Annotated in this window: 17 protein-coding genes; 7 read left to right on the forward strand and 10 right to left on the reverse strand. The window is 31.4% G+C overall.

Features of this window, described 5'->3' with window-relative positions; translation table 11 throughout:
• Window positions 1–2 precede the first annotated feature (2 nt).
• The 6 genes from AC5SML_RS05435 to AC5SML_RS05460 form a co-directional block, all read right to left on the reverse strand.
• Entirely contained in the window at window positions 3–521 is a 519-nt protein-coding gene (locus AC5SML_RS05435; RefSeq protein ID WP_027307144.1) for a hypothetical protein, read from the reverse strand.
• A gap of 81 nt (window positions 522–602) precedes the next feature.
• Window positions 603–1,376: a pilus assembly PilX family protein gene (locus AC5SML_RS05440; protein WP_494616997.1), complete on the reverse strand. Its 774-nt coding sequence runs from the start codon at window positions 1,374–1,376 to the stop codon at window positions 603–605.
• Window positions 1,376–2,308, reverse strand: coding sequence for a PilW family protein (locus AC5SML_RS05445; RefSeq protein ID WP_027307146.1), 933 nt, complete (start codon window positions 2,306–2,308; stop codon window positions 1,376–1,378). The genes AC5SML_RS05440 and AC5SML_RS05445 overlap by 1 nt, the downstream gene beginning before the upstream one ends.
• Window positions 2,305–2,955, reverse strand: a complete 651-nt coding sequence (locus tag AC5SML_RS05450; protein WP_011281455.1) for a prepilin-type N-terminal cleavage/methylation domain-containing protein — start codon at window positions 2,953–2,955, stop codon at window positions 2,305–2,307. Before AC5SML_RS05450 ends, AC5SML_RS05445 begins: the two co-directional genes overlap by 4 nt.
• A 4-nt stretch (window positions 2,956–2,959) precedes the next feature.
• Window positions 2,960–3,685 (reverse strand): prepilin-type N-terminal cleavage/methylation domain-containing protein, encoded by a 726-nt coding sequence (locus AC5SML_RS05455; RefSeq protein ID WP_018413520.1) that lies wholly within the window; start codon window positions 3,683–3,685, stop codon window positions 2,960–2,962.
• Window positions 3,660–4,673, reverse strand: a complete 1,014-nt coding sequence (locus AC5SML_RS05460; protein WP_006997834.1) for a type IV pilus twitching motility protein PilT — start codon at window positions 4,671–4,673, stop codon at window positions 3,660–3,662. Before AC5SML_RS05460 ends, AC5SML_RS05455 begins: the two co-directional genes overlap by 26 nt.
• A gap of 1 nt (window position 4,674) precedes the next feature.
• Between AC5SML_RS05460 and AC5SML_RS05465 the strand changes: the two genes are divergently transcribed.
• On the forward strand, window positions 4,675–4,824 hold the full coding sequence (locus AC5SML_RS05465; protein ID WP_494616998.1) for a hypothetical protein: 150 nt from the start codon (window positions 4,675–4,677) through the stop codon (window positions 4,822–4,824).
• Here the strand turns inward: AC5SML_RS05465 and AC5SML_RS05470 are convergent, their stop codons facing one another.
• Both AC5SML_RS05470 and AC5SML_RS05475 read right to left on the reverse strand, forming a co-directional pair.
• The gene (locus AC5SML_RS05470) at window positions 4,825–5,487 is read right to left on the reverse strand and encodes a hypothetical protein (RefSeq protein WP_006997832.1); all 663 of its coding nucleotides are present in this window, start codon (window positions 5,485–5,487) and stop codon (window positions 4,825–4,827) included.
• Window positions 5,487–6,431 (reverse strand): mitochondrial fission ELM1 family protein, encoded by a 945-nt coding sequence (locus tag AC5SML_RS05475; RefSeq protein ID WP_494616999.1) that lies wholly within the window; start codon window positions 6,429–6,431, stop codon window positions 5,487–5,489. The genes AC5SML_RS05470 and AC5SML_RS05475 overlap by 1 nt, the downstream gene beginning before the upstream one ends.
• Window positions 6,432–6,452: 21 nt before the next feature.
• Here AC5SML_RS05475 and trxB point away from each other — a divergent pair, with 21 nt between their 5' ends.
• Window positions 6,453–7,397, forward strand: coding sequence for a thioredoxin-disulfide reductase (gene trxB / locus AC5SML_RS05480; RefSeq protein ID WP_011281457.1), 945 nt, complete (start codon window positions 6,453–6,455; stop codon window positions 7,395–7,397).
• 41 nt (window positions 7,398–7,438) lie between these two features.
• Entirely contained in the window at window positions 7,439–8,458 is a 1,020-nt protein-coding gene (locus tag AC5SML_RS05485) for an NAD-dependent epimerase/dehydratase family protein (protein WP_011281458.1), read from the forward strand.
• On the opposite strand, the gene AC5SML_RS05490 is transcribed toward AC5SML_RS05485, so the two are convergent.
• Window positions 8,439–8,888, reverse strand: a complete 450-nt coding sequence (locus AC5SML_RS05490) for a YtoQ family protein (protein ID WP_494617001.1) — start codon at window positions 8,886–8,888, stop codon at window positions 8,439–8,441. The genes AC5SML_RS05485 and AC5SML_RS05490 overlap by 20 nt on opposite strands.
• Complete coding sequence (locus AC5SML_RS05495; protein WP_011281460.1) at window positions 8,888–10,087, reverse strand: pyridoxal phosphate-dependent aminotransferase; 1,200 nt, start codon at window positions 10,085–10,087, stop codon at window positions 8,888–8,890. Before AC5SML_RS05495 ends, AC5SML_RS05490 begins: the two co-directional genes overlap by 1 nt.
• Window positions 10,088–10,122: 35 nt before the next feature.
• Between AC5SML_RS05495 and uvrB the strand changes: the two genes are divergently transcribed.
• The 4 genes from uvrB to uvrC are packed head-to-tail and all read left to right on the forward strand — an operon-like array spanning window position 10,123 to window position 15,272.
• A complete protein-coding gene (gene uvrB, locus AC5SML_RS05500) occupies window positions 10,123–12,294 on the forward strand; it encodes an excinuclease ABC subunit UvrB (RefSeq protein WP_011281461.1) in 2,172 nt (723 codons plus the stop codon).
• Window positions 12,276–13,028 carry an SDR family oxidoreductase gene (locus AC5SML_RS05505; RefSeq protein ID WP_494617004.1) on the forward strand — a complete coding sequence of 251 codons (753 nt, stop codon included), beginning with the start codon at window positions 12,276–12,278 and terminating at the stop codon, window positions 13,026–13,028. Before uvrB ends, AC5SML_RS05505 begins: the two co-directional genes overlap by 19 nt.
• Entirely contained in the window at window positions 13,025–13,450 is a 426-nt protein-coding gene (locus tag AC5SML_RS05510; protein ID WP_018413526.1) for a dihydroneopterin aldolase, read from the forward strand. Before AC5SML_RS05505 ends, AC5SML_RS05510 begins: the two co-directional genes overlap by 4 nt.
• Window positions 13,437–15,272 carry an excinuclease ABC subunit UvrC gene (uvrC, locus tag AC5SML_RS05515; RefSeq protein ID WP_006997824.1) on the forward strand — a complete coding sequence of 612 codons (1,836 nt, stop codon included), beginning with the start codon at window positions 13,437–13,439 and terminating at the stop codon, window positions 15,270–15,272. The genes AC5SML_RS05510 and uvrC overlap by 14 nt, the downstream gene beginning before the upstream one ends.
• The last annotated feature ends 1 nt before the right edge of the window (window position 15,273 follow it).

Below are 15,273 nucleotides of genomic sequence, written 5' to 3' on the forward strand. Positions count from 1 at the left end.
AATTAAAAAAACTTTATGACATTAGGTCCGAACAAAAATGAATCAAACTCTGGCTTTGTAATAATTAACATTTCATAAATTCCACTTGAATCACTAACTCTACCATAAATGACGTCATCACCAAAAGATGACAAAGATATAGCCCCTGTCCACTCTTCATCAAAATCTACTTCACTTTTGTACCCTAAATGTGTTTTTGCAAAGTCTATAATTTTGTTATTTTTTGCTTCACCCAAAGCACCTTCAATTTCAGTTCCAATGAGTTTTCCTTCTTTAATAAATACTTTTAAAACACTATTTTCTAATTGAGAATTTTCACATAAATTTAAACTGTCATATTCTTTAACGTAGGTAGCAGTTGGATCACCACCACCCGGAGGCTCGTCTAAATTATCATATTTTTCAATGATGCTTGAAACTGGGGTACCAATTTGTTCTTTTAAAAATTCACACGCCCCGCTCATGCTTAATGAACTGAAATATAAAAAAAGTGATAAAAATCCAATAAAGATATTTTTCATTATCATTAATAATAGCCCGTATTTTAAAAGATTGTAATTAAGATTGTAATTAAAGTAATGATTATGGTGTTCATTTTGTGTTTAACTAGATAAAATAATTAAAGTTTCTAAAGGAATTAAAATTTCAGGATCCTCAAATTCGCCTAATTCTGCGCCCTTAGGCATTAAATATCCACAACCATATATTCTATAAGCTGTTCCTTGTCTTTGAGCGTTAGTAGAGGTTTTTTTAAGACTAGCCCCCCCTCCTTTAAAGGTAGAGGAACCAACATTAATTGAAAAAAACTCATATCTATACCTTTTTAAATATTCTTTTTCTTTTTCTGCATCATCTGCCTCTAATCCTACATCACTTGGGGTATTTAAAATTGGCTCAATTAAACTTCCAAAATTTTGATTAGTAAAATGATCTGTAACTAAAGATAAATTTCCCCCACTATCATTTCTGATTAAATTTCTAAAACTTTTAAAACAAGGAGTTTCTACAGGAGTAAGAGTATTTCTAGGAGTATCTCTTCCATCTGTGTTTCTTGCAAAGCCATCAATTGCTGTGGCTGTAAGTTGCTCAATATAATTATTGTGAGCAGTGATCTCTGTAGGTGTAGATCCAACTGGTGGTGTGGTAATCGTACTCACTTCTGTCCAAGGTCCAATCATTCTATTAATTATTCTTTTCTCTGCTTCAATTAAGGCATGTTCAGCAACATAAAAAGTTTGTTGATATTGATCACTAGTATTATTGCTTTGATGATCCCCTGAAGAAATTACAATTAAAGCTCCACCCATCAACGACATTACTAATAACATCACAAGTGATAAAATTAGTGTAAATCCATTTTGATTATTTATTTTCATTAAAATATATCCTGTCCAACAATATTTCTTGTGTATACGGTCACCACTACATTATCTCTTAAGTTTCTATCTGAAAAAGATCTTATCGCTCTAGAAAATCCACTTAATTGTCTTTCATTTCCTGTCCTACTTTCAAATCTAAAGAAAGGCTTTTCAGAAATAAATGCGATCCTAATATCTACTGCTCTAATTTTATATAAATTTCCCCTCGAAGCTTCAGAATTTGTACTTGGGTAAGGACTTAAAACTTTTCCATTTTGATCTAATGCAATAAATTCCATATCTTCAACATAATCTCTTACTAATTCATTGTGATAACACTCGGAACAATCTGATACCCAACTTCCAGTTTCTTGACCAATATTTTGTTGCCAACTAATTTTGGATTTGTATATGCCGTATCTTGGATTTATAGGGCCATCAGCATTAGAACCATCTGATAATGGATTTGCAAAATAAGTTAGCTTATATCTTTTGTAAGGTTGAGTAGCATCATTTTGATTAAAATCATCATAAACAATATGAATTTTATCACAGCAAGTATCATCTAAGTTATGTTTTGGAGTTGGAGTAGCAATAGCATCACTTAGTGAATGTCCAAGTTCATTTGGAATTATCACAATTGGATCATGGCTATCTTTTACCGTAGTAGCACCACCAACAAATTCTAAATAACTTTCTACTGGAAAACCCAAATCATTATCACCTAAATAATATTTAAATCCTGCCATTCGTGTATCACGAATTAATAACTCGATTAAATCTCTAGAAGATCTGCTTACTTTAGCTTTTTCTAACACTTGAGTATAAGTTGAATTTACAATTGAATAAGTTGTATAAATTGCAGCCATCATTATCGATGACACCACCACACTAATTAAAATCTCAATTAATGTAAGACCAGCAATAGATTTTAAATTTTTTTTATTCATTGTTTAAGTTTATAGTCTGACTGAAAATATATAAATTTTCTTTTTTTACCTTCATTTAATTTCATCTCCACTCTACCAATGTACAAAGGCTCATCTGTTATAGAATCTAATTTATAATCACAAGCATCCCACTTACATATTTCAAATACTTGCAATTTTTTTTCTTCAGTTGTGCTTTTACATTTTAAAAATCTATTTTCTTCAAATATAGTATTCCACTTAGCTTGTTTATTTCGAGGAGCATCCACTTGTTGAGTTTCATAGATGTTTTGTTTATTCTCAACTGGTGTAGTGGTATTAGAACTGCTTCCACCACAGCTCAGATCTGCACTCCAACTATTGTCACTTAGATGCTTTGAAAATGTATTTAATGTGTCTCCATCTAGTGATGCGGTCCCATCAGTACTATAGATTATATTTTCATTATCAGAATTTACTCCATAGAAAGAATTTTTACTTCCAATGACGTCTTCTACTATCATCTCAGTTAAAAAATTTGCCTTAGTTCTATCTCCTGAATTATCTATTGATTGAACGGAAAAATTTGTCATTTGTAAAATTGAAACAAATCCAATTCCAATAATCACAACTGAGACAAGTGCTTCTATTAAAGAAAGTCCAGAAATATTATGTTTTTGTTTTTTCATCTTGTTATTGTTTAACCCAATCAGAATTTCTTGTATCCCATTTTTCAAGTATCACATTGCCAAATCTTGACCATTCAATAACATATAAATGATCATGCTCTGAAGCAGGTGTTCCATCGCTATCAACATCGCAACTTGATCGATCATTTGTTCTTCTGCAAATAAATAAAGTATTATCTACAGATCTTGCTACATCCCCCTCTTCAGGCAAGGATGATTGTAATTTACCTGCGCCACTGTACCATTTCTCATTTTTACTAAAACAAATAGCTCCGTCATCCCCTTCCCAAGAAGTTGCCATATTATCATAAGTAATTTGTCTTACTTCAACATTATCAGCACCTTGATCTGGATCATCATCCCAATATGCATCGTCTGTTATATTACATCGATCACCAATTTTTGCCCACCAGTCACTAGTTCCATCATTTAACAAACTTGCTAGTTTTTCTGGTTTCATTCCTTTTGATGTAACAATTAAATTTCTTTCTGCGCCATTCACTTCTTCTAATATATGTACTTGAACAAATGCATATTGACCTCTTTGAACTTGTGAATTTATTCCTTCGATTAAAGATTTTATGCTAAGTACTGCGCTTCTAGTCTCTCTATCTTTTCGCCATTCAGAAAAATTGGGATAACCTATGGCTGAGATGACGCCAATAAGTACAACGACAACAATTAATTCAAGGACGTTAAATCCTTTAATCTTCTCGTCCTGCACTCGCATCTATCTTACCTGCCTTAACTAATTCTTCTAATGATTTAGTCATAGTAATCATACCATCTCTCACAGAAGTTTGCATGATGCTAGGTATTTGATGAATTTTAGCCTCTCTAATTAAGTTTTGAATTGGAGGCGTACACTTCATCACTTCAAACGCTGCACAACGGCCTTGACCATCTTTTGTTTTAAGAAGTCTTTGAGTAACCACCATCTTTAAAGAAGAAGATATCTGTGCTCTTATTTGAGCTTGTTGCTCAGGTGGAAAAACGTCAATAATTCTATTGATGGTATTAGGAGCACCACTAGTGTGAAGTGTTCCAAAAACTAGGTGTCCTGTTTCAGCAGCAGTTAATGCAAGTGAAACTGTTTCTAAATCTCTCATCTCCCCAACTAGAATTACATCTGGGTCTTCTCTGAGTGCAGCTTTTAATGCACTAGAAAATGTTTTGGTTTGCTTTCCTACTTCTCGATGAGACACAATACTTTTTAAATCTTTATGAATAAATTCAACTGGATCTTCAACTGTAATAATATTTGAAGTTCTAGTTTTATTAATCTCATTTACAATTGCCGCAAGTGTTGTAGACTTACCAGACCCTGTTGGTCCAGTTACTAAAACTAATCCTTTATGCATATCGACAATATCATAAAGAACTTGGGGTAAATCAAATTGATCCATTTCAGGAATAACGCTCTCTACTCTTCTTAATACAGCAGCTGGTCCTTGAATAGTTTTATAAAAATTAGCTCTAAATCTTAATCCACTTAATGTAACTGATGAATCTAACTCATGAGTTTCACTAAACTTTTTCATTTCAGTTTCGTTACAATTAGTAGATATTAGATCTTGAAGATCTTGTTCTTTAACAACAATTTCTTGAATTTTGTGTATTTCTCCAGTTTGCCTAAACGCTAATGGCCAACCAGTTCTAATATGAAAATCTGAAATTTTTTTATTATTTTTTGCTAATTCTTCTAATTTTTCAAACATGATGAATTTTTACATACAAATATTAACAAAAACAATGTTTACTTGGTCATCTGTGTTCAAAATAAGTTTTTTCTTTTATTTGGAGGTAATGAAGCAATCAGAATGGGGACTAATAGATGTTATTGTTAATAATGAAAGAGTTTTAATTTAATTACAGAACTTTCCAATCTGTTTCAAAAGTAACATAGTTAACCTGAATGCATCGTCTTTCCTTAACTATTTTTTTCTTTTCCATACCATGCCAAGTGTTGGGCCCACTAGTAAACATGTAGCCATAGTTATTTTTGTAAGGAACTGTTTTAACTTTTTCTAATTTTTCATTATAAAAATCTGTTCCAAGATCTTCAGACTCGTTAGCATTATTTATAAAAATTAATCCAGACATCAGTTTTTCTTTGATATCGCAGTGGGGCTTTAACCAAAAACCCTCCCTATCACAAATAACTTCAACTCTAACATATGAGTTCGATAAATCTCTATCGATCATTTTTGAAATAGTTCCATGAACTTCCTTGGATTGAAGTTCTTTAATAAATTTTACTAAGTTTGGAAATTTTTTTTCATTTTCTTTTGTTACAAAACATCTAAATTTAATTGCCTCACCGCCCGAAGCTATTCCCTCTCTAAACTCTGCAGCACCACCATCAATTGCTCTGGTGCCATCATAATTAAGATTGTGCTTACTGACATCTGGAATATCAGCTTTAATAATTTCCTCAATGGCCCCGTCAGATAGTGCATTATTATATTCCCAGTGATCAAAAGGAAATTCATGTTTTTTTGCCTGATTTTGAATTGAATTTAAGAATGACATTAAGAATTAATTTTTTGTTTAATAATATTTGCTACTCTATTCGTTTCATCCAATTTTTGATAGTTCCAATTCTCTACTTCTTCACCTAAATTTCTAGTAATATTTAATTCTTTAAATAAATTTCTAAATCTTTGAAATCTTTTGTCATTTTTTTTAGGTGAAATATTAGCTACGTAGATTGGTTTTCCAGTTAAAGCAGCTTCTGATATCATGGAGCTAGAGTCACATGTTACTACAATTTTTTCTGAAATTGCTAAAGCTGATAGATAAGCTTTCTTATCAATAGTTTCAATAACTGTATGATTTTCACCAAAATAATCTTTTACATATTGAATTATATTTTTTGGTGTTCTCATTGAAGGGATCACAACTAGTTGAAAGTTGTTCTGTTTATTTAAGTTGTTTAAATTTTCAAAAATAGCTTTAATATTTTCTCTTGAATATTCATAATACTTTGTAGGACCACCCATTATTAAAGCCCAAATTTTTCTTTCATCTTTTTTTATAAATGAATTTAAATAATCTTTATTTTCATTTATTTCACTTTCAGTAAGGTAATGAATTGCACCTTTTGTACTGATAACATTTTGGCCTTCAATTCCATCATGTTCTGGTGCCACAATGAAATCAAAATTTTTAAAATTAACTTTTGGATTTTGAATATGAATATTAATAACTCTTTTATTAGAATTCTTTTTTAAATGAATAGATGGAATTACACTTTTTCTTCCACATGAAATGATTACATCAAAATCAGAAGATTCTACTTTTTTATAAACATTACTTGAAACTGGTGTTAGCTTTGGGGGAAATAATTTCCAAAAATTATTAAGTTCAATCTTCTCGTGTATAAAATCTAAATCTAGGGCCTTTGCTAAACCTTCTACTTGGCTGATCATGCCGTGCATACTCTCAGTCAATAATATCCCTTTTAATTTTGTCATTTATCCTTATATAACTTCTGCATGAGTGAAAATCCAATTAAACACACAAAAGTGTTAATAATAGGGTCAGGTCCAGCTGGCTATACAGCCGCTGTATATGCTGCCCGAGCAATGCTAAATCCTATTCTAGTTTATGGAGTTCAGCCTGGTGGGCAATTAACGACAACAACCGATGTAGAAAATTATCCTGGGTTTTCAGATGTAATTCAGGGTCCATGGTTAATGGATCAAATGAGAGATCAAGCAAAAGCAGTTGGAACAGATCTAATTGAAGATCATATTTCTTCAGTTAATTTAAAATCTACACCCTTTGAAGCTATTGGAGATAGTGGACAAAAATATACAGCTGACAGCATAATTATTTCAACTGGTGCTCAAGCAAGATGGTTAAACTTAGAATCAGAACAAGCTTATAGAGGCTTTGGAGTTTCAGCATGCGCAACATGTGATGGTTTTTTCTTTAAAGAAAAAGTTGTAGCAGTTGTTGGTGGTGGAAACGCTGCAGTTGAAGAGGCAATGTTTCTTACAAAATTTGCATCAAAAGTAAAATTAATTCATAGAAGAGATACTTTAAGAGCAGAAAAATTACTTCAGAAAAAATTAATGGAAAATAAAAAAATTGAAATAATTTGGGATAGTGCTGTTGAAGAGGTTATTGGGGATAGCGAACCTAAAAATGTTAAAGCTATTAAGATTAAAAATTTAAAAACTAATAAAATTGAAGAAATGAAAATAGATGGCTTATTTATTGCAATTGGTCACGACCCAGCAACAGCTTTATTTAAAGAACAGTTAGAAATGGATAAAGAAGGTTATTTATTGACCAAACCAGATTCAACAGAGACGAATATCCCTGGAGTTTATGCTGCGGGTGATGTTAAAGACAAAACGTTTAGACAAGCAGTTACAGCTGCTGGAATGGGTTGTATGGCTGCGCTTGAAGCTGAAAAATTTTTATCTCACTGATAAGAACCATTAAAACTTAATACAAACTAAAGGGAAACAAAATGACTGACAAAGTACTACTAACTGGAATAAGTGGCTGGATAGCAAAACATATAGCAATTGAATTATTAAATTCTGGATATGAAGTTTTAGGAACTGTTAGAAGTCAAAATTCATTAGATGAAACAAAGAAAACTCTAAGTGAATATATTTCAACAGATAAATTATCATTTGTTGAATTGGACCTATTAAAAGATGATGGTTGGGTTGAGGCTGCTAAAGATTGTAAATATATTATACATACTGCTTCTCCCTACCCTATGAAAAGTTCAAGAAATAGAGAAGCTTTAGTTCCAGCTGCTAAAGGTGGGGCGTTAAGAGTTTTAAATGCTGGTATAGAAGCTAATGTTGAAAAAATAATTCTTACTTCGTCAATAGTAGCAATGTTTAAAAAACCTAACAGAACAAACCCATATACTTTTGGGGAAAGTGATTGGACAGATACTGATTGGAGTGGGTCGAATGACTACACTATATCAAAGGCAAAAGCTGAACAAGCTGCATGGGAATTAATGGAAAGCAAAGGATTAAAAGATAAATTAACTGTAATTAATCCAGGAGGAGTTTTTGGTGATGCTTTAGATAAAAAAACAAACACTTCAACTAGCTATGTTGAACTTTTCCTTAAAGGAAAATATCCTATGGCGCCAAATTTTGGAATATTAATTTCTGATGTAAAAGATGTAGCAAGAGCTCATGTTTTATCTATAAAAAATCCCAAGGTTAATGGAAGACGATTGATTATTGGTTCAGAAGTAAAAAAAATGCTCGAAGTTTCTAAAATTATGGCTGAAGCATTTCCAAAGTATGCAAAAAAACTTCCAAAAAAAGAAATGCCAAATTTCGTGGTTAAATTGATCAGTTACTTAGATTCTTCTGTAAAGATTATGTTGCCTGATCTTGGAATTTTAATGCAGACAGACACTTCATATTCTGAAGATTTATTGGGTATGAAATTTAAACCTGCAAAAGAAAGTATTGTAGATGCTGGGAACTCAGTAATTAGACTTGGGTTAGTCTAAAGACCCTTCCAATATATATAAAGGCTTGTTTTTGATCTGATGCAACAGCAGCAGCTGAACCATCCACTTCTTTAAGAGCATGTTGATGATCGTCGTTATGAATAACAATCATAGATTTATTAAGTGCAGTAGCATAACCTGCATCAAAAGCTGCATTCCATTGCTTAAATTTTTCACCAAACTTAACAATAATTACATCACAATCTTGAATAGATTTTTTGGTTCGAATGGAGTTAATATTAGCGCCTTTTCTATCTTTCCAAAAATTTTTTTCTTCAGCTCCTAAGATTTCAACACCACAATTATCAGATGCCTCATGATCGGTGACGGGAAATGTAAATTTAATATCTAATTTCTCTTTTTCACAAAGTTGAGTAATTTCTTCTCGCCAATTACTATGAATTTCACCTGCTAAATATACGTTTAACATTAGTTTAAGCTTTTACAAAAAGTAGATATTTTTTCTAAAGCGTTTTTAAGATTTTCCATAGAGGTTGCATAAGATATTCTAAAAAAACCTTCTAAACCAAATGCAGAACCTTGAACAACTGCTACACCACTATTCTCTAATAAAGACTGAACAAAATCAGTATCTGTCTTAAGTTCTTTGCCACTTGTATCTTTTTTCCCCATTAATCCTTTGCAACTTGGAAAAACATAAAATGCTCCATCTGGATTTAAACATTCAATTCCATCAATTTCATTTAGTGCTTTAACAACAAAATTTCTTCTTTCTTGAAAAGATATTGCTCTTTCTTTTATAAAATCTTGAGTTCCATTTAATGCTTCAACAGCTGCAGCTTGACTAATTGAAGATGGATTTGTTGTTGATTGCGATTGTATTTTAGCAATTGCTTTAATAATTTCTTTAGGACCAGCCGCATACCCTATTCTCCAGCCAGTCATTGAGTAAGCTTTACTTACACCATTCATTGTTAGAACTCTTTCTTTCAAGCTATCAATTTGGGCAATGGTGAAAAATTTAAATCCTTCATATGTTACGTGCTCATAAATATCATCACTTAAAATATGAACATGAGGATGTTTTGCTAAAACATCTGCAATTCCTTTAATATCACCTTCAGTATAACAAGCACCCGTTGGGTTTGATGGTGAATTTAATATGATCCACTTTGTTTTTGGTGTTATAGATTTTTCTAATTCAGTTGGATTAATTTTAAACCCTTGTTTTTCATTACACTCTAAAATAATTGGAGTTCCACCCGCTAATAAAACCATGTCAGGATAAGAAACCCAATAAGGTGCAGGAACAATAACTTCATCCCCTTCATTTAGAGTTGCCATCATGGCATTATAAATTACATGTTTTCCACCAGCACCAACGGTGACTTGATCAGTTGTGTAGTCTAAATTATTTTCTCTTTTAAATTTTTTAACAATGGCATCTTTTAAAGCAGCAGTTCCATCAACGGCCGTATATTTAGTATCACCATCATTAATGGCTTTTATAGCCGCTTGTTTGATATTATCTGGAGTATCAAAATCAGGCTCACCTGCCCCAAGTCCTATTACATCTTTTCCAGCAGCTTTTAACTCTCTTGCCTTTTGAGTTACAGCAATAGTTGGCGATGGTTTAATCTTTTTTAAACTGTTTGATATAATGCTCATTGAAATATAATTTTATTCTAATAGTTTTATAGATAATGCAAAATACTTATCAAGATTTAATTACTGAAATCCAAAGTAAAAACCCAGAAATTCACCAGAAACTAGAAGGTGGACAAAAGTTTAAACTTGTAACAGATTTTAAACCCGCAGGTGATCAACCTGAGGCAATTAAACAATTAGTTAAGGGTGCAAATAAAGATGAGTTAAGCCAAGTTTTACTTGGTGTAACAGGTTCGGGTAAAACTTTTACAATGGCTCAAGTTATTGAACGAACTAATCGACCTGCTCTTATACTTGCTCCCAATAAAACATTAGCGGCTCAACTTTATGGAGAGATGAAATCATTTTTCCCAGAAAATGCTGTTGAATATTTTGTCTCTTACTATGATTACTACACACCAGAAGCATACGTTCCAAGATCTGATACCTATATTGAAAAAGAAGCATCTATTAATGAACAAATAGATCGAATGCGTCACTCAGCAACAAGGTCGCTACTAGAGAGAGATGATGTGATTATTGTATCCAGTGTTTCTTGTATTTATGGACTGGGTTCAGTTGAAGCTTACAGTAAAATGACTTTAAGTTTAAAGAAGGATTATGACTATAATAGAGAACAGTTAATAAAAACCTTAGTACACCTACAATATAAAAGAAATGATCAAAGTTTTTATAGAGGTACCTTTAGAGCACGAGGTGAATACATTGAAATATTCCCCTCACACCTTGAAGATAGAGCATGGAGATTAAGTTTATTTGGAGACAAATTAGAAAAGATTGAAGAATTTGATCCTTTAACAGGAGATCTATTAAAAGATTTAGATGTTATAAAAGTTTATGCGAATAGTCACTACATCACTCCAAAACCTACTATCGAACAAGCAGTAATAAAAATTAAAAGAGAGCTTGAGGTTACTCTTAAGAAATTTAAAGAACAAAATAAACTTCTTGAGGCTCAACGATTAGAAGAGAGAACAAAATTTGATTTAGAGATGATTGAGGCTACTGGTTCTTGTGCTGGTATTGAAAACTATTCTAGATTTTTATCAGGACGAAAACCTGGAGAGCCACCTCCTACTCTATTTGAATATTTTCCAGACAACACACTTATATTTGTAGATGAATGTCACGTTACTGTTCCACAATTAAATGGAATGTACAAAGGGGACAGATCAAGGAAAAGTAATCTTGCAGAATATGGTTTTAGACTACCCTCTTGTATGGATAACAGGCCACTTAAATTTGAAGAGTGGGACGCAATGAGAACGCAGACAGTTTTTGTATCAGCAACACCTGGTCCATGGGAGTTAGAACAGACTAAAGGTAAGTTCGTTGAACAAATAATAAGGCCTACTGGCTTAATTGATCCACCAGTTGAAATCAAACCAGCTAAAAACCAAGTCGATGACGTAATGCATGAGTGTAAGAAAACAATCGATAAAAATTTTAGAGTATTGATTACAACTTTAACTAAAAAAATGGCTGAAGACTTAACTGAATATTTTCACGAAAATGGTATTAGAGTTAGATATTTGCATTCTGACATTGATACACTTGAGAGAATAGAAATTATGAGAGATCTAAGACTAGGAGTTTTCGACGTCTTGGTTGGTATAAATCTTTTAAGAGAGGGGCTTGATATACCTGAGTGTGCATTAGTTGCAATTCTAGACGCTGATAAAGAGGGATTTCTAAGATCTGAAACATCACTAATCCAAACCATAGGAAGAGCAGCAAGAAATTTAGATGGTAGAGTCATTCTTTATGCTGACAAAGAAACTAAAAGTATAAAAAAAGCAATTCAAGAAACTGATAGAAGAAGAACAATTCAGGTAGCCTATAACAAAAAACATAACATTGATGCAACCTCAATTAAAAAAGAAATTAGCGATGTTTTAGAAAGTGTTTATGAAAAAGACTACCTAAAAGTTGGAACAGGTGACAATATTGGTGGCAATTTAAAGAAACATTTAAAACAATTAAATAAAAGAATGAAAGATGCTGCAACCAACCTTGAATTTGAAGAAGCTGCAAAAATTAGAGATGAAATAAGAAACCTTGAAGCATCAGAGTTAGAAATTGTATTAAATCCAAAAGTAAAACACTATAATCAAGAAAATAGAGTGTATCCAAAGGGTAGATCAAAGATGGGCTTACCTGGTACAAGAGCACAAAAAGGTAAGAAAAAATGGAAGCAAACAAAATAATTATTACAGGGGCTGCAACAAGAATAGGTGCTGCTATTGCAAAAAAACTCTCAGGTCCAAGAGTTGAAATGGTTATACATTACAATAGCTCTAAAGCTGCAGCTGAAAAATTACAAAAAGAATTGTCAAAAAATAAAACAAAAGTTTATTTAGTAAAAGGTGATCTTGCAAAAGAACAAGATTTAAAAAAAATTATAAGATTTTCAAAGTTAAAATTAAAATATTTTGATTGTTTAATCAATAATGCTTCATTATTTGAAAATGACAGTCTTAAAAATTTTTCTTCTAAAAGCTGGAATCAGCATATTGATGTAAATTTAAAAGCACCTGCGTATCTTACAAAAGAATTTTCAAAAAATGTTAAGGGTAAAAATAACAATATTATAAATATAATTGATCAAAGAGTTTTTAAGTTAACTCCCTTTTTCTTTTCTTATACTTTAAGTAAAACAGGACTTTATACTCTAACAAAAACTAGTGCCATGGAATTAGCTCCAAATATAAGAGTTAATGGAATAGCTCCTGGTCCTACTATTAAAAATAAAAGACAAACTGACATGCATTTTAAAAAGCAGTACTTGGCAACTCCTTTAAAACAGCAGGTAAATGTACAGGATATATGTTCTGCTGTTGACTTTTTTATCAAAAACAGTTCAATTACAGGTCAAGTAATAGCAATAGATAGCGGACAAAGTTTAAACTGGCAAACACCAGATGTAATCGGAAAAGAATGAAAAAAACTAATTTAAATATTATTAAAATAGATAAAAATAAAAGTTTATTTAATTACGAAAAAAAAATTCTTATTAAAGAGTTAATTCTAGATTTAAAGCTTGGTTATTATGAATTTGAAAAAGAAAAAACTCAAAAAGTAAAATTCAGTTTAGAGATTGATTATGAAGATAGAAAACCAACAAATGATAAGGATATTAAATCAATTGTTAATTATGGTCAGGTTGTAAAATTAATTACAAAACTCGCAAAAAAGAAACATTATAATTTTTTAGAAACACTTGCTGAAGATGTTTTTGATGTATTATTTAAAGATAAACGAATTGGAAAAATTATGCTTCAAATTGAAAAATTAGAAATTATTAAAGAATGTGCCTCTGTTGGTATCCAAATTACCAAAAAAAGAAGTCATGAAAAGTTCTGAATTAGGCAAAGACGTAATTAGAAAAGAGCTCCCATTAATTCCTAAAAGCCCTGGAGTTTATCGAATGCTTGATCATAAAGATGTGATTTTGTACGTAGGTAAAGCAAAAAACCTTCCCAATAGATTGAAGAGCTATGTTGCTGAAAAAAACCACATTATTAGAACAGCAAGAATGCTCTCTCAAACTTTTAAGCTAGAGATAACAACTACTGCCAATGAAAGTGAAGCTCTACTTTTAGAGGCTAATTTAATAAAAAAACATAAACCTAAATTCAATATATTACTCAAAGATGACAAGTCATTTCCCTTTGTTTTCATCAGTAATAAAGACCAATGGGCGCAAGTTACAAAACACAGAGGGAAAAAGGATAAAGAAGGATTTTACTTTGGACCGTTTGCTTCAGCAGGAACTGCTAATTGGACTATTAAGATGCTTCAAAAAATATTTCAAATTCGAGTTTGTGATGATAGTACCTTCAAGAATAGAAAAAGACCCTGCATTCTTTATCAGATAAAAAGGTGCTCTGGTCCTTGTGTCGATTATATTGATAAAGAAGATTATAAAAAATCAGTAGATCAAGCAATTCAGTTTGTATCGGGAAAATCAAGGGATATACAAAAAAACCTATCTAAACAAATGGAGGAAGCTAGTGAAAAGCTAGATTTTGAAAGAGCTTCTATTTTTAGAGATAGAATTAAATCTTTAAATATAATTCAATCTTCACAAAGAATTAATGAAGCAAATTTAATTGATGCAGATGTAATTGCTGCATACAAAGAATCTGGTAAAACGTGTATTCAAGTATTTTTTTATAGGTCTAAACAAAATTGGGGCAACCAAGCTTATTTTCCAAAACATGATCCTGATCAAAGCTTATCTGAAATAATGTCTTCGTTCTTGATGCAGTTTTATGAAAATAAAAATGTTCCAAAATTAATAATCATTAATACAGAAATAGAAGACAAAAAATTAATTGAAGAAACTTTAAGCAAAAAAGAAAATAGTGCGATTTCTATTAATGTAGCAAAAAAAGGCACTAAAGCTAAAGTGATAGCTATGGCAGAAAAAAATGCCAAAGAGTCACTTAATAGAAAAATTTATGAAACAAATAATAATAAAAATTTATTTGAGGGTGTTGCTAAAAAATTTGATCTTAAAAATGGCCTAAACTTAGTTGAGGTTTATGATAATAGTCACATCTCAGGAACAAATAGCGTGGGTGCTATGATTACTTTTGGAAATGAAGGATTTGTTAAAAAAAGATATAGAAAATTTGATATTAAGACAAAAGGTAATGAACAAGACGATTTTGCAATGTTAAAAGAAGTTCTTACGAGAAGATTTAAAAGAGCAATGTTAGAAAAAGGAAATTATTTAACTCTTCCTGATTTAATTTTAATTGATGGTGGTAAAGGTCAATATTCATCTGCCAAAGAAGTGTTAGATGAATTTGGTTTACATGATCTTCCTATGATAGCCATTGCTAAAGGTAAACTAAGAAATAGTGGAGATGAAACTTTTTTTTACAAAGGAAAATCATTTAAATTTGATAAGAATGACCCCACTCTATTTTTTATGCAGAGACTACGTGATGAAGCACATAGATTTGCCATCACCTCTCATAGAGCAAAAAGAGCAAAAGGAATTACAAAATCCTTGCTGGATCAAATTGATGGTATTGGTTCAATTAGAAAAAGAGCACTATTGAACCATTTTGGCTCTGCTAGAGCAGTAGAATCTGCAAGTTTTGATGAAATTAAATCAGTTGAAGGTGTTGAGGAAAAAGTTGCAAAAAAGATATATAACTTTTTTCACGAATAAT

This window comes from Candidatus Pelagibacter sp. PS_17 (genome assembly GCF_059417945.1).